Here is a 19,419-nt window from a genome sequence, read left to right as displayed (position 1 = left end):
GTGAATGAATGTAAACCCACACCAGGCTCGCCATCTCCATAGGCCGTCGCTTACATAAGCTGCAATGGACAATAAGTGATGAACAGCTGTGGATCGGTCCCAGCCGGTCGCGACGGGTAAGAAACGTCCAAAAGCGGTTACTGGTACCTGTATATTAAAACAAGGTCAATTCAAGCAGACTTGTCAGGATAGTAGGCACTTATTGCACGGAGGCATTCAGTCAATTGCCCTTTACATCAAGAGTTTCCTTACAATGTTTTCCTCCGTCCTATTCTCAATAGCATGAAATTTTTTTGCACGGTGCTCATCTACAGACTCAATTGTCGGATGATTGTACCCTTGGTGTGTTCCTGCTGAGAAAAAAGCCGGAGAATCTGGCGCGCAGTCCACAATAGACTTCGAACTTGCATAGTCCCCATGATGTGGAACAATGACTGCGCTATAAGTCTCGCTGAGTAAGTTACTTATACTGGTGTTTGAGTCAGTGGCGAATCGTTGATAGGCGTAGTCGCCAGGCGCTAACGCAATTTTGCCGCTCTTATGAAACGTAGTCACTAAACACTGACCATTACTGTCGGGCTTACTAGGAGCACTGCGATATATTCGGAGCGAAGTATTGGCAGCCAGATTTATAACAGTATCACTTATTTCAACAATCTTATTTTTTATACTTTTGTCATTAAATGCAGGCGGCCGAACTCCTGACGGGACGTAAATATTTTTAATTTTTGTCCTCAGTTTTCTATCCCATGCCAGGATCCTCCAGTGATCCGAATCGAAGTGAGAAATTATCAGATGTAGTGACTTCAAGGTGTCAGTCACGGTATGCAGATCATTATTCAGTGTTGGGTATCTTGGTCGAACCACCGGTTTACCAGCGCCCATATCTAGAAGCACCCCCCAAGTTCCGTTATGCACAATTGAGCACATACCTTGTCCTACATGGAATGACTCTAATACAAAATTACCGCCGAAATAGGTGTCTTCTAAACAGAGTGTAAATTGCGCAGCACTATTGCTTTCCTGGAACCAATCTCCGGAAGAAACCAAAGATTTTTGCATGAAAGAAACTACGGGACTAGGCGGTTGACTTTCTAGATCTCGGCTATCAACCTTGCTAATATCTTTTATTTCGAAAAAGCTAGGCGGATTTTCTGAAAAAGTAGGATAAAAGTAGTTAAGCTCATGATGGCGCGGCTTTATGCGCAATGCATACCACTGATTGCTTTGCTCAAAGTCATCCTCAAAGCGATAAATAAAATTTCGAGTATCTCTATTAGGTGGCCGATTGTAAAGTAACTCCGCGAACTTCCAGAGATCAATATCAATGATAAAAGTTTCAATGCCTTCATCTTCGCCTTTCGATTTCTTGTTTTTAGCTTCTATACCTACAAATCTTATGCATAATCCTCCCTGCAAATAATCCTTGCTAGCCCGAAATGTATCAACTTTGCAATAAAATAAGTTATCTTCTGAAACTTGTTCATTTGGCTGTACGCTATCCATTTTTTCTCTCTATTAGAATTTATAAGCGATCGCTGGAGGTTTTTCCTGATCTACGCTCACCCATTATTCACTTCAGTATCCGAGGGCCGGAGCCGCAGTCTAGCGGATGCATCCCCAACGCGCTGGCCCGTCGCGTGGCAATCTGCCATATGATCACACGGCTGGGCGTTTGAATCGGGATAAACGCATGGCCTCACAGAAGCCTCGATTCAAAAGCTCATTTTGCCGTTGGTACGGCGAAGAGACCTGCGGCTCGAAGATCGAAATGTTTAGGAAATGCCATACTTGCAAAATGGGATCTAGTCACCTGAAAGGCAGCTTTGGGTCCAGGCTGTGTGAAAACGCAGGCACCGTTTTGAAGTCTGCGTTGCTACGTAAAATTTGCGTTTGTTTGGTCAACAGACCCGCAATTTACGTAGAAATGGAATTTTCGCCCCGAACTCGACTGTCAAACTTGTTCAAAAACGTTTTCACATAGCCTGGGTCGAAAGAGGTCAACCGCTCCCATCGCTTATTCCTCCAGCCGGAACGGCCATGAAGGTTTAAACTCTGCGTACAATCCTCCCCCACGGAGCAGGATCATGATTTTGTTTTATCCCCTTGCATTGGCCATCGGCCTGATATGCATCGGCGGACTGCTTGGTTATGAGCTGACCAAGCTTGTTTAGGCTAAAAACCAGGCGCTGATCGGCCGCTGTTGTGTAAACGAACAGAGAATACCCTCCATAGGTTAGAAAGCAGCGGCAACTGTTGTGAGTAGAAATGTGAGTAGATTTTAGCAACACCACCCCTCTCACAGCTTAATATGGCGCCTGCAAGCCAAAGTTCGAGTCTCCCTCGGGCACCAAAATTAAGAAAGGTCTTGCTTTGCAAGGCCTTTTTTTTCGCCTACAGAAAAGTGACCGTCACCCCACCAACCTGTAGGAGCTGCCGAAGGCTGCGATCTTTTGATCTTGCTTTCAAGGCGTCAAACCCCAAACCCGCCCAGCAACGAATCAAGGATTCACATAATGGAATTGCCACTGGAAACCATTGCCCTTTTCGCCCTCAAGCTGGCTTATGAGAGGGAGGGGGAAAGTCCGATCCTGCGGGATGATCCGATCATGAGTGATTATGAGCGGGAGGTATTTGGCTTGCTGGTGCGTAGAGGGGATGTTGAGGGGATTCAGTTGCGAGTGGCGCATTGTATGGGTTTGGCGATGGAGGCTTTGGGTGGGGTTGAGACGCCACTGGGGCGGGAGTTGCATAGGTTGTCTGTTGAGTTTGGTAATGCGCGGACGATGGAGCAGCTTGATGCGCCGCTTGTTGCGCTTAGGGATTACCTGAAGGATATTCAGTGAGTAATGATGCTGCCCGAAGAGGGGAACATCTCATCCATGCACCACGCCTGGCCGACTAGTTTTGTCGAAAATGAATCTGTCACCTTTTCACGTTACATCCACAAAATCTAAATAAATCGTTGTGATGATTGGGGATGGCAGCTTTATCCACCATGCAGATAGATGTGTGCTGTTCTATAAATTTTTTACATTTTCAAACAGGATCATCCAAGAATACCTTTAAAACCTCTGAAAATTGCAACAACTCGCCATGATATACCCGACAAAGATAATCAAACATCTGATCTTCAGACATCAGCTTCCTTCCGGTCAGCTTTTTATACATGTCTTTATCGTCATTCACCTGAAGATCACCCACAACATCAACTAACTCAGGCACACCAGCCCTGTAATCTTGATAAATTTTCTTTTCAACACTATCCAATGGAATGCAATGAACATTCTTGAAATTAACTACGTGCTTTTGCCCAATCTGATCCCCATCTAACACTGATATTACATTCTTCTCGCTGGAAAGAAACTCTTCCACTACATTCCGGCACATGAGATTAACGACATTTGTCGCACCACCAATATAAATAATTTTATATTTGAAGAAAACACCCACACAAAATCTAGCAATAATAAACTCTAAAAACCTTTGAAGCACATCATCCTCGGTTAGAATATATTTATCCCACCCCTCAAATCCAAACAGCAAACTTTTAATAAAATTGTAAGAAACCGGGTACGGGCTGACAACCCCATCCACCTCTTGCAAATGAAACAACTCCCCGTAATTGAGCGTCTTCATCAAAGGAAGAGAATGGGTAGTAAACAAAATATTCACTCTATAGTTATCGCAAAACCCACGCAGTTTAGCAGCCAGCTTTGTTTGCGCAGCAGCATCCAACGATATATCAATTTCATCAATAACAATTAACTTCGCACCGCGCTTTATCTTACGATACAAACTTATAAGAAAAAACTCACCTGAACTTAAATAATCTTCACGAATATACTTACTATCATCAAGTAGCACACAATAATAATCCGTTTTCTTAACCTTAATTTTCACCAAATTATCAAACCTAGATGTCGCGTAAATATCATTAAGCATATCGATAAGTTCTTGGGGGCATTCGTAATGCTCCAAAACAATCGAGCGACGAATATCCAAGTCAGCCAAAACAATGTTCTGATAAAAATTAAAACGCTGTCCGTGAGGCATCGGCAATTCAACATCGATATTTCTTTTCACACTATCAGGAATGATATCTTTTGAGTTAAGCGCACGAATGGATGGCTCATAATAAAATTTATACTCCGCATCCTCCGTGAGATACACCAAAGAACTCTGCTCATTAAAGATGCTTGCAGGAGATGTTTGAGCAAACGTATCTGCAAATTGAAGATTCTGCATTGCCTTGACAAGGGTGGTTTTACCTACACCATTCCTACCGACGACACATGTCAACTTACATGAGTCCAGATCCAAATCAACAACCATCCTTTTTATATGCTGAATATTTAAAATCTGAACTTCAAGCTTCATAATTATTTTACCGAGCCACGAATAAAGGAATCAACCACCGCAGCCCCATACTTCTTCCGAAGCTTATTCAAATATGCAGGATCCGTAGTATTTACGTAATTCAGATAACCAGAAATCTGTAGAAGACCTAGAGAATTATCACCCTTGAGTTTCGCACTTTCTGTTTCAAGCCTATCGTTAAATTTGACTTTGTCGCTAGAATAAAAATGAAGCAACACCTCTATCGTGTTTTTTAACTTCGAGTCTATTGTAATAACACCATTGGGAAGAATCACCATTCCCAAAATCTTAATCTTATTACCAACGGACGAAAATTTAGTTTTGCTAACATTAACACTCAACATCTCACCAAAACATTTCCCAAGCACTTCCCCTACTACACCATCAACCCCATAAAGCTTATTCTCCACTCCCGAAATTATAATATCATCAGAGTAACGCGTATAAACCAAATCATGCGCTTTACAATATAACTCCAGCTGATTATCAAAATCATACAGACATGCATTACTAATAATTGGAGATGTAGAAAACCCAATAGGAACGCCACCATTTACCGTAACCAGATCTAATATACGTTCTAGATTCTCTTGCAAATCGGCAACAGGAATACTATCCAAATTGTTCAGCAGCGTCTGTTTGACGAGCGAACGACTAATACTTCGAAAAAAACTTCTTAAGTCGGTTTGAAAAAAGTGGCGACTGCCAGCGTGCTTTTGAACAGCACTTGCAACGTTGACCCCTTTGCGATATGAAAATACAACGTCTTGATTGACACGCAAAAACTCAAAAACAAACAAAATTAAAAACTTATGATAAACCTTTAACTTATCATCAGGCTTGCACACTTCCATCCCTTTGACTATTGCCACTTTGTACTTATCAGCGACATCTCCTTCAATAAAATCCAAAAAATCATGCTTACCATGATACATCGCATCAAACAACAAACTCAGACTTTTCTTCGCCATAACCCACCCTCACCACACCGACAGCACTAAGCAAATCCCTTCTGGCATCACTATCTAAATCCAGCACGCCATTCAATGCTTAAACATATTATCCTGTCTTACTGCAAAAAACTAAATATACGCCACTCTCTAAAACCAGATAATAGCTTTTATTACAGCGCACAGAAAAACAGCCTCATCAGCAGAATAGCTGATCGACCACTAGACAGATATATTTCAGACAAGAGATTTCGGATTAAGACTTAAGTTTACTATTTGTGTGTCCCCCAACCGTTAGCCAAAGCTAGACAGAGGGGGCTTCACACAAAAGTAAATCGGATACAGGCCTTTAGAGGTCAGCTTGCGACTGGAGATACTCCTAGTCACTGACATGAACTGATCGTAAACCGCATTGATCAGAAAGACAAGGGAACCTAGCAGCAGCGAAGCAAGTATCAGAGTCGCGCTACCGCACCTCACAAACGACTACCATCAGCGCCTCCGTCTCGCTCCGATAGAGTGCGCGACATGCTCGCCTCATGTGATGCCGTCGGAGGGATTGTGTCGCATCTTTGCTGGGTGCAACGAGCCTTTAAGGGTGGAATGAAAGTCAGACGGTACCGAAATGACGGTAAGAATATTTTCGCTAACGGTTTACGCTACAAAGTAGGCGGAAAGGGCCTTAACCAAGGGCTTTTGGAGAGGTTGCAAGGAAGGGATTTGAGCGTTACCCTTCCGCCGTCGCTGCCAATTCAGCGACCGGGCTTGGTAACCCGAGGTAAATCACTGCGCAACAGTGCCATGCGTTCGCAGGCGCTTTTTTTTCGCCTGCGATCTGCGTTATGGCGGCTGTGCGTGGGACGTCTTCGGACGTGCCGGTTTCCTTGATTTCCCGGTTTACCAACCTGCGCACAGCTGCCACCCATTCGCTTGGTAACGAATTGTGGCAGCTCTTAAAAATTAAGGAGCTTCTCAATGCGCTGTATGGATACGTACAAAATCTGGCTTTTCCCTCAACGCGACTCCCAGTTGCGTAATGCCCCACTGTCCACCCTCTCCCACCGCCTCTCCGTCATCGGAGGTGGCAAATGACTGATCAACCAGAACTCCAAACCATTGGCCTGACACCCGCCATCTACTGCGCGGATCAACCACTCTTCCACGTCACTCGCGGCGTTCCCCTCGGCGATGCGTTATCCATGGCTTCTGACTTTCTGTTTCTCGCCAAGAAGCTGAATGAAGATGCTGCCTATGCCACAGACACTGACCGCCATGCCTGGGCTGCGCATTATTTGACGGCGATGGGTAAGGCGGTGGTTGATGATGTGGCGAAGGTGCTGAATCGGGATCGGGATAATGAGCAGGCGTCTAAGCGGGCGGCGGCAAAGGCTGACGTTTAGTCTTTGAGACCTGGGGGGGTGTGGGTGGCTTGCGAGGGTGGTAGCTGATTCAGCATTTATGTTGGTTGGGCTGACGCCTTCGCGGGCAAGCCCGCTCCCACAGGGATTGTGGTGAGCTTAAGGGCATTGTTTTGCCCGACTAGCCGGTTGGGTTGTCATTGCGGTGCATCTTCAGCATTTGTGGTGGCTGGTCTGGCGCTATCGCGAGCAAGCTCGCTCCTACAGGGGTTTTGTGGGGTGGTTGGGATATTGGATTTGCCTCGAGGGTTTTCGGGGCTTTTTATTGTTTGGCTCAGGGTGAATGGCCGTAGGTTTACAGCGGGATAGATCAACCATCTGCTCCCTGAATTGCCCACGAATCTGATGCTGTTTCTTCCCCGTAATGCTTGCTATACATCCCCCATCGACAAGCCCTCAGGGCATTAGGCCGGTGAGTAAACGCCCCGTGCGGCTCTCATCTAGACTTAATGGATAGTCGTAGGCAGAACCGAACACGTCGCTTTGGTGCAGTTCGATCAATAGCGGCGTGGCAAGCTGCCCTTTATGCCCAGTACAGGTGCGGCGAAGACCGCGTCGGGCACAACAAGATGCCCGCCAAGGGTGCCCTGGCCAACGGCCTGAAATTGCCACGATTCCGTGACGTGGTGTGAGTGCCGCAGCCGACACTTTCGGACGACCGACAACCTTCTGGTTTGTCCGTGACCGTGAGGATTGCTGAATGCCTGATGAGATGTTGCAACTGCCGTTGGTCAACAGCCTGCTGGAGCGCCACAAGGGCTCTGCGGGTGCTCTGTTGCCCATTCTTCATGATATTCAGGAACGCATCGGTTACATCCCCGATGCGGCTATCCCCGAGATTGCCCACGCCCTCAATCAGAGTCAGGCGGAGATTCGCGGGGTGATCAGCTTTTACCATGACTTCCGTACCGCGCCGCCGGCCCGGCATATTCTGCGGCTGTGCCGCGCCGAGTCGTGCAAGAGTCGCGGCGCCGAGGAGCTTGCGGCGCAGTTGCGCGAACGTCTGCAACTGGACGATCACGGCAGTAGCGCCGACGGCAGCATCAGTTTGCGTCCGGTGTATTGCCTTGGTGCCTGCGCCTGTTCGCCCGCTCTGGAGCTGGATGGCCGGGTGCATGCGCGGCTCAGCGCTGAGCGTCTCGATGCCTTGCTCGACGCTTGCCGGGAGGACGCATGATGCCGTCGCTCTATTTGCCCAGTGATTCGCTGGCCCGTGCGGTGGGGGCCGATGAGGTGGCGGTGGCGCTTATCACTCAGGCCCGGGAACGCAATCTGCCGCTGGAGTTGCAGCGCACCAGTTCGCGCGGCCTGTACTGGCTGGAACCTCTGCTGGAAGTGGACAGCCCGCAAGGCCGGATCGGCTTCGGGCCGTTGACCGCTGCCGATGTGCCGTCCGTGCTCGAAGCCCTGCAAGGTGATCCGTCCGCGCATCCACTGGCTTTTGGGCTGGTGGAGGAATTGCCGTATCTGAAGACTCAACAACGCTTGCTGTTTGCCCGCGCCGGTATTACCCGGCCGCTGTCGCTGGATGATTACCGGGCCCATGGCGGTTTCGAGGGTTTGACCCGCGCCGTCGCAGTGGGTGGTGAGCAGACGGCGACGGAAGTGTTCGATTCAGGCCTGCGTGGCCGTGGCGGCGCGGCGTTCCCGGCGGGGATCAAATGGCGCACGGTGCGCGCTACCGAGGCGGCGCAGAAGTACATTGTGTGCAACGCCGACGAAGGCGACTCCGGCACCTTTGCCGACCGCATGTTGATGGAAGGCGACCCCTTCCTGCTGATCGAAGGCATGGCCATTGCCGGCATCACCGTCGGTGCCACTTACGGCTACATCTATGTGCGCTCGGAATATCCAGACGCCGTGGCCACGCTGCGCCAGGCGCTGAATCTGGCTCGGGCTGCCGGTTACCTTGGCGCCAATGTCGGCGGCAGCGGCCAAGCTTTCGATATGGAAGTGCGAGTCGGTGCCGGCGCTTACATCTGCGGTGAAGAAACCGCGTTGCTGGACTCGCTTGAAGGCAAACGCGGGGTCGTGCGCGCCAAGCCGCCGATCCCGGCGCTGAAGGGGCTGTTCGGTCTGCCGACCTTGGTGCACAACGTTTTGACCCTGGCCTCGGTGCCGCTGATTCTGGCCAAGGGCGCGCAGTTCTATCGCGATTACGGCATGGGCCGCTCGTTGGGCACGATGCCTTTCCAACTGGCGGGCAATATTCGTCACGGAGGTCTGGTGGAACGGGCCTTTGGCCTGACCCTGCGCGAACTGGTGGAAGACTACGGCGGCGGGACCGCCAGTGGCCGGCCGCTGAAAGCCGCGCAGGTGGGCGGCCCGCTCGGCGCTTGGGTACCGCCGTCGCAATTCGACACGCCGCTGGATTACGAGGCCTTTGCCGGCATCGGCGCGATGCTCGGTCATGGTGGCGTGGTGGTCGCGGACGACAGCCTGGACATGGCGCAAATGGCGCGTTTCGCGCTGCAGTTCTGCGCCGAGGAATCCTGCGGCAAATGCACGCCCTGCCGCATCGGCTCGACCCGGGGTGTGGAGGTGATCGACCGCCTGTTGGCCGCGCCGGACCAGAGCGGTCGCGATGAGCAGGTCATCATCCTCAAGGACCTGTGCGACACGATGCAATACGGTTCGCTGTGCGCGTTGGGCGGCATGGCCCCCTTTCCGGTGGCCAGCGCCCTCAAGTACTTCCCCGCCGACTTCGGTCTGCAAGCCTCGGAGGCCGACCAATGATCACCCTCTTCGACCCGAAAACCGATATTGATCTTGGAACGCCGGCCCGGGACAGCGACGTGCAGGTGACCCTGAACATCGACGGCCGCAGCATCAGCGTGCCCGAAGGCACCTCGGTGATGCGCGCCGCTGCGCTGCTGGGCACCACCATTCCCAAACTGTGTGCCACCGACAGCCTCGAAGCCTTCGGCTCGTGCCGCATGTGCCTTGTAGAAATCGACGGAATGCGCGGCTACCCCGCGTCTTGCACCACGCCGGTCACCGAAGGCATGACCGTGCACACCCAGACGCCGAAGCTCGCGACCCTGCGCCGCAATGTCATGGAGTTGTACATCTCCGATCACCCGCTGGACTGCCTGACCTGCTCGGCCAACGGCAACTGCGAGCTGCAAACCGTCGCTGGCCAAGTTGGTCTGCGGGAAGTGCGTTACGGCTATGAAGGCGAAAACCATCTGGCCGACGTGAAGGACACCTCCAACCCGTATTTCGACTATGACCCGAGCAAGTGCATCGTCTGCAACCGCTGCGTGCGCGCCTGCGAAGAAACCCAAGGCACCTTTGCCCTGACGATTACCGGGCGCGGTTTTGAATCCCGGGTGGCCGCTGCTGGCGGTGATAATTTCCTCGATTCGGAATGCGTGTCCTGCGGTGCCTGCGTGCAGGCCTGCCCTACCGCGACGCTGATGGAAAAAAGCGTGGTCGAACTGGGTCAGCCCGAGCGCAGCGTGATCACCACCTGCGCCTATTGCGGCGTGGGCTGCTCGTTCCGCGCCGAGATGAAAGGCGACCAGTTGGTGCGCATGGTTCCGGACAAGAACGGCCAGGCCAACCACGGTCACTCGTGCGTCAAAGGGCGCTTTGCCTGGGGCTACGCCACTCACCCGGATCGCATCACCAAGCCGATGATCCGCCAGCACATCAACGATCCGTGGCAGGAAGTCAGCTGGGATGAAGCGGTGACCTATGCCGCCAGCGAATTCCGCCGATTGCAGCAAAAATACGGTCGCGATTCCATTGGTGGCATCACCTCCAGCCGTTGCACCAACGAAGAAACCTACCTGGTGCAGAAACTGGTGCGCGCCGCGTTCGGCAACAACAACGTCGACACCTGTGCGCGGGTCTGCCACTCGCCGACGGGTTATGGCCTGAAACAAACCCTGGGCGAGTCTGCCGGTACCCAGAGTTTCGATTCGGTGATGCAGGCCGACGTGATCCTGGTGATGGGCGCCAACCCCAGCGACGCCCACCCGGTTTTCGCCTCCCAACTCAAACGCCGCCTGCGTGAAGGTGCGCGGCTGATCGTCATCGACCCACGCCGCATTGATCTGGTGGACTCGGTGCATGCCCGCGCCGAACTGCACCTGGCCCTGCGCCCGGGCACCAACGTCGCCATGCTCAATGCGCTGGCCCATGTGATCGTCACCGAAGGCTTGCTCGACCAGGCCTTTATCGACGCCCGTTGCGAGGGCAGCGATTTCGCCCGCTGGAGCGAGTTCGTCAGTCGTGCGGAAAACTCGCCGGAAGTCCTGGGCCCGATCTGCGGCGTCGCCGCTGCCGACATCCGTGCCGCCGCCCGGTTGTATGCCGACGCCGACAATGCTGCGATCTACTACGGCCTGGGCATCACCGAACACAGCCAGGGCAGCACCGCGGTCATGGGCATCGCCAACCTCGCCATGGCCACCGGCAACATCGGCCGTGAAGGCGTCGGTGTGAATCCGCTGCGTGGACAGAACAACGTTCAGGGCTCCTGCGACATGGGTTCCTTCCCTCACGAGTTGCCCGGTTACCGGCACATCTCCAATGAGGTCGTTCGGGCGCAATTCGAACAAGCGTGGAATGTGACCTTGCAACCCGATCCGGGTCTGCGCATTCCCAACATGTTCGAGTCTGCGCTGGCCGGCAGTTTCAAGGGCTTGTATTGCCAAGGCGAAGACATCGCCCAGAGCGACCCGAATACCCAGCATGTCACCGCGGCCCTGTCGGCCATGGAATGCGTGGTGGTGCAGGACATTTTCCTCAACGAAACTGCCCGGTTCGCCCACGTGTTCCTGCCGGGCAGCTCGTTCCTGGAAAAGGACGGCACCTTCACCAACGCCGAGCGGCGCATCTCGCGGGTGCGCAAGGTTATGGAACCGCTGGGCGGCAAGGCCGACTGGGAAGGCACGGTGGCCCTGGCCAACGCCTTGGGCTACCCGATGAACTACACGCATCCGTCGCAAATCATGGATGAAATCGCCAGCCTGACGCCGACCTTCACCAACGTCAGCTACGCCGCACTGGACAGCCACGGCAGCCTGCAATGGCCGTGCAACGCTGCGGCGCCGGACGGCACGCCGACCATGCACATCGATCAATTCGTGCGCGGCAAGGGGCGCTTCATGCTCACCGGGTACGTGCCGACCGAGGAGAAGGTCAACAATCGTTATCCGCTGCTGCTGACCACCGGACGCATCCTCAGTCAGTACAACGTCGGCGCTCAGACACGGCGAACCGAAAACGTCGCCTGGCACGATGAAGATCGCCTGGAAATCCACCCGACCGACGCCGAGAGCCGTGGCATCAACGAAGGCGATTGGGTCGGCATCGGCAGCCGCGCCGGCCAGACCGTATTGCGTGCGCGGGTCACCGAACGGGTCGCCCCAGGCGTGGTGTACACGACATTCCACTTCCCGGAATCGGGGGCCAACGTCATCACCACCGACAACTCCGACTGGGCCACCAACTGTCCGGAGTACAAGGTCACCGCCGTGGAAGTCAGCCGCGTCTACCACCCTTCCGAGTGGCAAAAGCGCTACCAAGAGTTCAGCGACGAACAGGACCGTTTGCTCAAGGAACGCCGGCATGCCCGTGGCGCTAAAGCAGAGGTGCGCCGATGAGTACCGAGAACCTGATCAAGATGGTCAATCAGATCGCCCAGTACTTCGCCACCGAACCGGACCAGCAAGCGGCCGTGCTCGGTGTGCGTAATCATCTGCAGATGTACTGGACGCCGGGCATGCGCAAGGAATTGCTGGCCTGGCAGACGGAACATCAAGGGGCGGATTTGCACCCGTTGGCGCAGGCGGCGGTCAGTGGCGCGGGTTGGGAGGCTTAGCTTCACACGATCTAGAGATTGGCTAAAAAACCTGTGGGGCGAGCTTGCTCGCGATAGCGTCAGTCCAGTCAGCACTCATGCTGAATGTACTGCCCTCATCGCGAGCAAGCTCGCTCCCACTGGGGTTGTGTGTTCAGAGTAGGTGCTTGGAAATCAGTTTCGAGATTTCCACCATCGATGTCTTCCCGGTGAACTCGAACTTCACCTTCCCCAACGACGAAAAATAAATCTCTAACTCGGAATCCAGGTCAAACGTCCCCGACGTTTCCACCGAATACGCCACGATGTTTTTGTACGGCAACGAGGTGAAGTCTTTCTTGCTACCGGTGAGGCCCTGGACGTTGACCGCGATGATCCGCTTGTTGGTAAACACCACGCCATCGCGCATGGATTTGTAGGAGTCGATCACCTGCTCCCCATCCAGTAGCAGCGCAGTAACGCGTTCGGCGTACTCGTCGTTCTGCTTGAGTTTGAAGAAGCCTTTGTTGTTGAAATCAATCATCTGTCATTCCCTGTTTTTCAAATGAACACCTGGGCCGGATGCACGGGCAACACCACCAATGCCTCCAGCCCGCCCTTCGACCGATTACGCAGTTTCAGTTCCCCGCCGTGCTCCAACACTATCGCCCGCGCCGCCGATAATCCCAATCCCACACCGCCGGTGCTTTTGTTGCGCGATCCTTCCATGCGAAAGAACGGCGCAAATACTTGCTCAAGGCTGGCTTCCGGAATACCCGGCCCACTATCCAGTACTTTGATCCGCACTTCCCCAGCATCAGCAATCAACTCAATCGCCGGCTCACTGCCGTACTTGATCGCGTTGTCCAGCAGATTGGTCACCACCCGCTTAAGCCCCAACGGTCGGCCAAAATACACCCACCGCGTCGGCCCGTCGTAGGCCATCTCAACCCCCTGATCCCGGTAATCATCCAGCAACGTTTGCAGCAACTCGGCCAGATCAAACTGGGTCGCCGGTTCAAGCCGCGCGTCATCCCGGAAGAATTCCAGCGCCGAGTTGATCATCGCCTGCATTTCATCCACATCACGAAACAGCCGCTGCTGTTGCTCGCTGTCTTCGATGAATTCCCCGCGCAAGCGCATCCGCGTCAGGGGCGCGCGCAGGTCGTGGGAGATCGCGGCGAGCATTTGCGTGCGGTCGCGGATGAAGTGTTGCAGCTGGGCTTGCATGGCGTTGAAGGCGAGGATCGCCTGGCGGATTTCCTGAGGGCCTAGCGGCTCGATGGGCGGGGCGCGGAAGTCCACGCCGAAGCGTCGGGCGCCTTCAGCGAAGTGTTGCAAGGGGGTGGCGAGACGGCGAGTGGCGATCAGTGTGACGAGGGTGGTGGAGATCAGCACCAGCAGGATGACGATCAGGTAGCGTGGCGTGTCATCAAGGCCCCAATTGCGCGAATGTGCGGCGAACATCAGCCAGGAGGCGTCCGGCAGCTCGATCAGCAGCGCGTAATGTGCGTCCGGCGAGTTGTCTGTCCAGTCAGACGGCTCATAGACCTGGATTCGACCGGCGAATTTAAGCAACGGCTGCAGGACGGTCGAGCCGACTTCGGAGTCCAGGTCCTCCACCGGCGGTAGATCGAGCTCACGTCGATCAAGGTGCCAGCTGACGGTGAAGCCTTCATCGCTGACGGCGTGCGCCAGTTGACTGCGCAATGGCGCCGGGGCTGCCTGAATGACGCGGGCGATGGCGGCCATCTTATCCAGCAGCCCGGTTTCGGTCAGCGGCGGACGCGCCCACACACCGGCCAGTTGGATAAACAGCCCATTGAGCACCAGCGAAATGAGCATCGCCAGAATGATGGTCAAGGCGATCCAGCGCGCCACCGTGTCCCGGCGAATCCGCTTCAGCCAGCTCATCGCCGGGTCACGCTGGGGGTGAACAGATAACCACCATTGCGCACCGTGCGAATCATCGCCGGGCGTTTGGTGTCGGATTCGAGTTTGCGTCGCAGGCGGCTGACTTGCACATCGATGCTGCGATCAAACGCGTCATGGCAGTGCCCGCGCGCCAGGTCCAGCAGTTGCTCGCGGGTGAGGATACGTTGGGGGTGTTCGACGAAGACCAGCAGCAAGTCGAACTCGCCGGCCGAGAGCGGGATCATCACGTTGTCCGGCGAGCGCAGTTCACGGCGGGTGACGTCAAGGTGCCAGTCGGCGAAGTCGATCAGCGGCCGTGGACGCTCCTGCACGACCGGGCGGCGCTCGTCCACGCGCCGCAACACGGCGCGCACCCGGGCCAGCAGTTCGCGGGCGTCGAAGGGTTTGGTCAGGTAATCATCGGCGCCCAGTTCAAGGCCGACGACCCGGTCGCTGAGCTCGCCCATGGCGGTCAGCATGATCACCGGCATGGCGTAGCGAATCCGCAGTTGCTGACACAGGATCAATCCGCTGTCCCCCGGCAACATCACGTCAAGAATGATCAGGTCCGGCGGCTGTCGCTCGATGGCCGCCCACAGCGACGCGCCGTCGGTGGCGACCTCGACGCTGTAGCCGTGCTGCACAAAGAATTTTTTCAGCAGATCGAGGACTTCAAGGTCGTCGTCGACAATTAAAAGGCTGTTCACCGAAGGTCACTTAAGGGGCCGAATGGAACCGCCATCTAAAACCATTCACGGCAGCGCGTCATATATTTCAATCCTGCAATAAAACATCAGCGCCGCAATAAACCAGACATCTTTGTGCAAGGCCTGGGGCTCAGCATCTCGGCGAATTCCTCCCGAGACTCGCGTCCATGTTGCCTTTCAAATGTGCTCCCTGGCTGGTCCGCAACACATCGATGGCCGTGCTGGCCGCCGGGCTGGCGGGTTGCAGCAGCCAACCGCCTGCGTCCACCACCGTGACCTGCGCCCAAATCAGCTATTCGGTGTACGACCCGGCGGAACCGTTCAACCGCGGTGTCTTTGCCTTCAATCGGGTGGTCGATGACTATGCCCTGGCACCGGTCGCCCGTGGCTATCGTTACTCGCCGGACTTTTTCCAGACCGGTGTGCATAACTTTGTCGCGAACTTTGGCGAGCCCAAGGTCTTTATCAACGACCTGCTGCAAGGCAACCCGATGCGCTCGGTCAACACGTTGGGACGCTTCGCGCTCAATACCACCGTGGGCGTGGTGGGCTTGATCGATGTGTCCGGCATGGCCGGCATCCCGCGTCACAAAGCAGATTTCGGCCAGACCTTCGGGGTGTGGGGGATTGGCAACGGTCCGATCGTCGAACTGCCCTTGTTCGGCACCTCGAACAGCCGCGATGCGGCCGGGCGAGTACTGAGTTTTGTGGTGGATCCGTTCGGCAGCAACAGCGACACCGTGGACACGCTGTCCACGATCAACACGGTCGGCGGCATCGTCGATGGTCGAGCAGAAGCGTTACCGCTGACCGACAGCCTGCAAAAGCTGCCGGATTACTACAGCGCCTTGCGCAACGTGGTCGCCGAGCATCGAGCCGCTTACGTGGCGGATGGCAAACAAGGCTCAGCGCAAGCAACCAAACCTCAATGCGAAGGAGCACCGGCCGATGGTTTCTGAAAGCAATCATTTGACGCTGCAACAGCGAGTGACCCGGCACGATGCGGCGAATGTGCACTGCCGGGAAATCACCCTGCGCCTGTCACCGGACTGCCGCCAGCTGGTGCTCAGCCGCTACACCGAACACTACGGCCCGGCGGTGGTGCGCTGGATCGAGCGCAGTCATACGGTGTCGCTGAGCGAGCTGTTTCGCTGGCTGGTGGCCAATGGGGAAACCAGTGTCCTGACAGCGAACAGCCTTTCGCGACCTTGATGTATCGCCCTAAAGCCTTTGACGGGTGCCAGTGATACCGAAACGATCACCGTTTGTTACAGATTCAGCAGCAAGCCAGTGGCCATCAGATAACCCTGGGCGCTGGCTGCGCTATCATCGCGCGCTCTGTGCACCAAGAGTCTTGAACCTGCATGCCCATGTCTTCGCCATTCCCCGACAACCATCGCCCTCTGCCACCGGTCCTCGCCGGCCCGCTGTTGCGGCGTCTGGAGCCCACGCGCCTGGTGCTCTGGCTGGTGGGAACCCGGGCCTTGTCGCTGACCTTGCGCCTGCAAGGTGTCGGCGACATTCGCCTCGATGCCGGGCAATGCACGGTCATCCCGGTGGGCAAGCGTGCTTTCGTTCACCTGATCGATGTGCCGTTGTCGACCGCCCTGCCCTGCGACACCCTGATCGACTATGACCTGCTGATTGATGACGCATTGGAAGGCATCGCCGACTGGGCACCTCATCTGCTGTACGGCGAAGCGCGTTGCCCGAATTTTGTTTTGCGTTCGCGCATCGATCAGTTAATGCACGGTTCCTGCCGTAAACCTCACCACCCGGCAGCCGACGGCTTGCTGTGCGTGGATCGTTTTCTGGCAACGGAGCATGCCGCGACAGAGCGCCCGGCCCTGCTGATGATGAGCGGTGATCAGGTGTACGCCGACGATGTCGCCGGTCCGATGTTGCGGGCGATCCATGCCTTGATCGAGCAACTGGGGCTGTTCGAAGAACACCTCGAAGGCGCGGTGGTCAGCGACAGCGCCAAACTCTACGAACACCCTGCCAGTTATTACCATCGTGCGGATTTGTTGCCGGCGCTTGAGAGCAACAAAACCTTGCGCGAGCGATTTTTCGGCGGGGCGCGCAAGCCGATTTTCACCAGCAGCAGTGCCGACAACCACCTGGTGACGTTCGCCGAAGTCATGGCCATGTACCTGCTGGTCTGGTCGCCGACACCCTGGACGCTGATCGCGCCACAACCACCGACGCTGACGCCCGAAAGACGCAAGCGTTATGCCCTTGAACAGACGCGTATCGATGACTTCAAGACAGGTCTTGGCGGTGTCGCCCGGGCGATGGCGCATCTGCCGTGCCTGATGATTTTCGACGACCATGACATTACCGATGACTGGAATCTGTCCGCGCAATGGGAGGAAACGGCCTACGGCCATCCGTTCTCCAAGCGCATCATCGGCAACGCGCTGCTCGCCTACATGCTGTGCCAGGGCTGGGGCAATAACCCGGATGCATTCGGCAATGTGCTGGAAAAAGCCCGATTATTGAGTGCCACGGGGCACGACGATTATCTCGACAGCGACGTCCAGGACGCTCTGATCGATGAGCTGCTCGGCTTTCAACACTGGCATTACGTGCTGCCGACCACTCCAGCGCTGGTCGTCATCGACACCCGCACCCGACGCTGGCGCAGCGAGATGAATCTCCAGCAACCCTCGGGTCTGCTGGACTGGGAAGCCCTCAGCGAACTGCAACAGGAACTGCTCGATCACCCGTCGGCAATCATCGTTTCGCCGGCACCGATCTTCGGCGTCAAGTTGATCGAAACCGTGCAACGCGTCTTCAGCTGGTGCGGCTATCCGCTGCTGGTCGACGCGGAAAACTGGATGGCCCATCGTGGCGCGGCCCAAGTGATCCTGAACATTTTCAGACACTCGCGCACACCGGGTAATTACGTGGTGCTGTCGGGCGATGTGCATTATTCCTTCGTCTACGAAGTCCTGATCCGACACCGCAAGGCAGGCCCAAGGATCTGGCAGATCACCAGCAGCGGCATCAAAAACGAATTCCCGCCCGCGCTGCTCGAATGGTTCGACCGCCTCAACCGCTGGCTCTACTCGCCGCGCTCGCCGCTCAACTGGCTGACCAAGCGCCGCCGCATGCGCATCATCCCGCACACCCCTGAACATGCTGAAGCAGGTGAACGGTTGTGGAATTCGGCGGGGATCGGTCAGGTGTTCTTCAATGAGAAAGGACAGCCGCAGGAAATCTATCAGCACAACTCAAACGGTGCGCCGAAGACGCGGATGATTGCACCTGACAATGACGACTGAACGTGTGAGCCACCATGAACCTCACCCGCACCCTGATCATCGGCAACTCTGGCGCTGGCAAAAGCTGGCTGGCTAAACGACTGGCCGAACACCTCCATGCGCCGTGGACCGATCTTGACCGGGTTCACTGGGAGTCGGATGAATGCAGCATCGCCCGCGCTCGCCCCGAAGCATTGGGCATGGCGCGCGTGCTGGCCGATGATGAATGTTGGGTGATAGAAGGCGTTTACGGCTGGATCGTCAGCGAACTGATCCACCGCGCAACAGCACTTGTCTGGCTGTGTGTTGACGACGAACGCTGCGTCGCCAATATTCGCCAGCGAGAAAACAGACGGGACGATGACGAACGGCTGATAGCGTTGCTGGAATGGGCCGGCAGTTATCTTGATCGCGAAGATTCCAGTGGGTTTTCCGCACACCGGCAACTGTTTGAAGGGTTCAGCGGCTCAAAAATCAGACTCATGGATCGAAGTGAAATCACGGCTTTCTTGAACACTCTTCCCGACTCATCTCACGGCTTTTAAAAAGGATAGGTATGTTTGCACGGAGCAAATTGGTGCCCGAACTGATGGTCACCGACTTCAAGAAAAGCCTGCATTTCTGGACCTCGTTAATCGGTTTCGAGATCGCCTACGAGCGTCCGGAAGTAGGTTTCGCCTACCTGGATAAAAACGGCGTGCAGATCATGCTGGAACAATACGCTCCGGACGAAGGCCAGTGGATGAGCGGGGCATTGGAAGCGCCGTTTGGTCGGGGCATCAACTTTCAGATCACTGTTGATCTTGTCGAACCGATACTCACGCGATTGGCGGCTGTTGAATGGCCGTTGTTTCGTCCCTGCGCCGATGTCTGGTATCGCGCCGATCAGGTGGAAGTCGGGCAGCGGGAATTTCTGGTGCAGGACCCGGATGGGTATCTGGTTCGGTTGGTGGAGAGTCTGGGGGAGCGGGTGTGTTTGTCAGGTTGTTGAGG

17 protein-coding genes are annotated in these 19,419 nt (G+C 55.2%); 11 read left to right on the top strand and 6 right to left on the bottom strand.

Annotation, left to right across the window (positions count from 1 at the left end; genetic code table 11):
- Positions 1-231: 231 nt before the first annotated feature.
- Positions 232-1,506, bottom strand: coding sequence for a hypothetical protein (locus K0F88_RS05525; RefSeq protein WP_219094488.1), 1,275 nt, complete (start codon positions 1,504-1,506; stop codon positions 232-234).
- A 1,010-nt stretch (positions 1,507-2,516) separates the two neighbouring features.
- Between K0F88_RS05525 and K0F88_RS05520 the strand changes: the two genes are divergently transcribed.
- The gene (locus K0F88_RS05520) at positions 2,517-2,846 is read left to right on the top strand and encodes a hypothetical protein (RefSeq protein WP_219094486.1); all 330 of its coding nucleotides are present in this window, start codon (positions 2,517-2,519) and stop codon (positions 2,844-2,846) included.
- Positions 2,847-3,039: 193 nt separating this feature from the next.
- Here the strand turns inward: K0F88_RS05520 and K0F88_RS05515 are convergent, their stop codons facing one another.
- Together K0F88_RS05515 and K0F88_RS05510 are read right to left on the bottom strand one after the other, a co-directional pair.
- On the bottom strand, positions 3,040-4,380 hold the full coding sequence (locus K0F88_RS05515) for an AAA family ATPase (RefSeq protein WP_219094484.1): 1,341 nt from the start codon (positions 4,378-4,380) through the stop codon (positions 3,040-3,042).
- Between the two features lie 2 nt (positions 4,381-4,382).
- Complete coding sequence (locus K0F88_RS05510; RefSeq protein ID WP_219094482.1) at positions 4,383-5,351, bottom strand: reverse transcriptase family protein; 969 nt, start codon at positions 5,349-5,351, stop codon at positions 4,383-4,385.
- A gap of 1,067 nt (positions 5,352-6,418) precedes the next feature.
- Between K0F88_RS05510 and K0F88_RS05505 the strand changes: the two genes are divergently transcribed.
- From K0F88_RS05505 to K0F88_RS05485, 5 genes are all read left to right on the top strand, one after another.
- Positions 6,419-6,730, top strand: coding sequence for a DUF3077 domain-containing protein (locus K0F88_RS05505; protein WP_094470787.1), 312 nt, complete (start codon positions 6,419-6,421; stop codon positions 6,728-6,730).
- Positions 6,731-7,448: 718 nt separating this feature from the next.
- The gene (locus tag K0F88_RS05500; RefSeq protein ID WP_094470786.1) at positions 7,449-7,925 is read left to right on the top strand and encodes a formate dehydrogenase subunit gamma; all 477 of its coding nucleotides are present in this window, start codon (positions 7,449-7,451) and stop codon (positions 7,923-7,925) included.
- Complete coding sequence (locus K0F88_RS05495; protein WP_219094480.1) at positions 7,922-9,484, top strand: NADH-quinone oxidoreductase subunit NuoF; 1,563 nt, start codon at positions 7,922-7,924, stop codon at positions 9,482-9,484. The genes K0F88_RS05500 and K0F88_RS05495 overlap by 4 nt, the downstream gene beginning before the upstream one ends.
- Positions 9,481-12,363: a formate dehydrogenase subunit alpha gene (gene fdhF / locus K0F88_RS05490; RefSeq protein ID WP_094470785.1), complete on the top strand. Its 2,883-nt coding sequence runs from the start codon at positions 9,481-9,483 to the stop codon at positions 12,361-12,363. The genes K0F88_RS05495 and fdhF overlap by 4 nt, the downstream gene beginning before the upstream one ends.
- Positions 12,360-12,581 carry a formate dehydrogenase subunit delta gene (locus tag K0F88_RS05485; RefSeq protein WP_094470784.1) on the top strand — a complete coding sequence of 74 codons (222 nt, stop codon included), beginning with the start codon at positions 12,360-12,362 and terminating at the stop codon, positions 12,579-12,581. The genes fdhF and K0F88_RS05485 overlap by 4 nt, the downstream gene beginning before the upstream one ends.
- Before the next feature lie 133 nt (positions 12,582-12,714).
- On the opposite strand, the gene K0F88_RS05480 is transcribed toward K0F88_RS05485, so the two are convergent.
- The 3 genes from K0F88_RS05480 to K0F88_RS05470 are packed head-to-tail and all read right to left on the bottom strand — an operon-like array spanning position 12,715 to position 15,160.
- The gene (locus K0F88_RS05480; protein WP_083375797.1) at positions 12,715-13,083 is read right to left on the bottom strand and encodes a PH domain-containing protein; all 369 of its coding nucleotides are present in this window, start codon (positions 13,081-13,083) and stop codon (positions 12,715-12,717) included.
- Between the two features lie 17 nt (positions 13,084-13,100).
- Positions 13,101-14,453 (bottom strand): ATP-binding protein, encoded by a 1,353-nt coding sequence (locus K0F88_RS05475; RefSeq protein ID WP_094470783.1) that lies wholly within the window; start codon positions 14,451-14,453, stop codon positions 13,101-13,103.
- On the bottom strand, positions 14,450-15,160 hold the full coding sequence (locus K0F88_RS05470) for a response regulator (RefSeq protein ID WP_094470782.1): 711 nt from the start codon (positions 15,158-15,160) through the stop codon (positions 14,450-14,452). Before K0F88_RS05470 ends, K0F88_RS05475 begins: the two co-directional genes overlap by 4 nt.
- 167 nt (positions 15,161-15,327) lie before the next feature.
- On the opposite strand from K0F88_RS05470, the gene K0F88_RS05465 reads away from it, so the two are divergent.
- The 5 genes from K0F88_RS05465 (at position 15,328) to K0F88_RS05445 (ending at position 19,417) form a co-directional block, all read left to right on the top strand.
- Positions 15,328-16,119 carry a VacJ family lipoprotein gene (locus tag K0F88_RS05465; protein WP_094470781.1) on the top strand — a complete coding sequence of 264 codons (792 nt, stop codon included), beginning with the start codon at positions 15,328-15,330 and terminating at the stop codon, positions 16,117-16,119.
- Positions 16,109-16,372 carry a hypothetical protein gene (locus K0F88_RS05460; RefSeq protein WP_094470780.1) on the top strand — a complete coding sequence of 88 codons (264 nt, stop codon included), beginning with the start codon at positions 16,109-16,111 and terminating at the stop codon, positions 16,370-16,372. The genes K0F88_RS05465 and K0F88_RS05460 overlap by 11 nt, the downstream gene beginning before the upstream one ends.
- A 152-nt stretch (positions 16,373-16,524) precedes the next feature.
- Positions 16,525-18,447, top strand: a complete 1,923-nt coding sequence (locus K0F88_RS05455; RefSeq protein ID WP_219094478.1) for an alkaline phosphatase D family protein — start codon at positions 16,525-16,527, stop codon at positions 18,445-18,447.
- A 14-nt stretch (positions 18,448-18,461) separates the two neighbouring features.
- Positions 18,462-18,971 (top strand): adenylate kinase, encoded by a 510-nt coding sequence (locus K0F88_RS05450; RefSeq protein WP_094470777.1) that lies wholly within the window; start codon positions 18,462-18,464, stop codon positions 18,969-18,971.
- Positions 18,972-18,982: 11 nt separating this feature from the next.
- The gene (locus K0F88_RS05445; RefSeq protein WP_094470776.1) at positions 18,983-19,417 is read left to right on the top strand and encodes a VOC family protein; all 435 of its coding nucleotides are present in this window, start codon (positions 18,983-18,985) and stop codon (positions 19,415-19,417) included.
- Positions 19,418-19,419: the final 2 nt, after the last annotated feature.

This window comes from Pseudomonas sp. UMAB-40 (assembly GCF_900095275.1).
Lineage (GTDB): Bacteria > Pseudomonadota > Gammaproteobacteria > Pseudomonadales > Pseudomonadaceae > Aquipseudomonas > Aquipseudomonas mandelii_B.
This window is presented reverse-complemented; position numbering and strand designations above follow the sequence as displayed.

Bases quoted from the DNA above. Each gene is read 5' to 3' on its own strand.
- K0F88_RS05525 (WP_219094488.1), bottom strand. From the start codon at position 1,506: ATGGATAGCGTACAGCCAAATGAACAAGTTTCAGAAGATAACTTATTT.
- K0F88_RS05520 (WP_219094486.1), top strand. From the start codon at position 2,517: ATGGAATTGCCACTGGAAACCATTGCCCTTTTCGCCCTCAAGCTGGCT.
- K0F88_RS05515 (WP_219094484.1), bottom strand. From the start codon at position 4,380: ATGAAGCTTGAAGTTCAGATTTTAAATATTCAGCATATAAAAAGGATG.
- K0F88_RS05510 (WP_219094482.1), bottom strand. From the start codon at position 5,351: ATGGCGAAGAAAAGTCTGAGTTTGTTGTTTGATGCGATGTATCATGGT.
- K0F88_RS05505 (WP_094470787.1), top strand. From the start codon at position 6,419: ATGACTGATCAACCAGAACTCCAAACCATTGGCCTGACACCCGCCATC.
- K0F88_RS05500 (WP_094470786.1), top strand. From the start codon at position 7,449: ATGCCTGATGAGATGTTGCAACTGCCGTTGGTCAACAGCCTGCTGGAG.
- K0F88_RS05495 (WP_219094480.1), top strand. From the start codon at position 7,922: ATGATGCCGTCGCTCTATTTGCCCAGTGATTCGCTGGCCCGTGCGGTG.
- fdhF (WP_094470785.1), top strand. From the start codon at position 9,481: ATGATCACCCTCTTCGACCCGAAAACCGATATTGATCTTGGAACGCCG.
- K0F88_RS05485 (WP_094470784.1), top strand. From the start codon at position 12,360: ATGAGTACCGAGAACCTGATCAAGATGGTCAATCAGATCGCCCAGTAC.
- K0F88_RS05480 (WP_083375797.1), bottom strand. From the start codon at position 13,083: ATGATTGATTTCAACAACAAAGGCTTCTTCAAACTCAAGCAGAACGAC.
- K0F88_RS05475 (WP_094470783.1), bottom strand. From the start codon at position 14,453: ATGAGCTGGCTGAAGCGGATTCGCCGGGACACGGTGGCGCGCTGGATC.
- K0F88_RS05465 (WP_094470781.1), top strand. From the start codon at position 15,328: ATGTTGCCTTTCAAATGTGCTCCCTGGCTGGTCCGCAACACATCGATG.
- K0F88_RS05460 (WP_094470780.1), top strand. From the start codon at position 16,109: ATGGTTTCTGAAAGCAATCATTTGACGCTGCAACAGCGAGTGACCCGG.
- K0F88_RS05455 (WP_219094478.1), top strand. From the start codon at position 16,525: ATGCCCATGTCTTCGCCATTCCCCGACAACCATCGCCCTCTGCCACCG.
- K0F88_RS05450 (WP_094470777.1), top strand. From the start codon at position 18,462: ATGAACCTCACCCGCACCCTGATCATCGGCAACTCTGGCGCTGGCAAA.
- K0F88_RS05445 (WP_094470776.1), top strand. From the start codon at position 18,983: ATGTTTGCACGGAGCAAATTGGTGCCCGAACTGATGGTCACCGACTTC.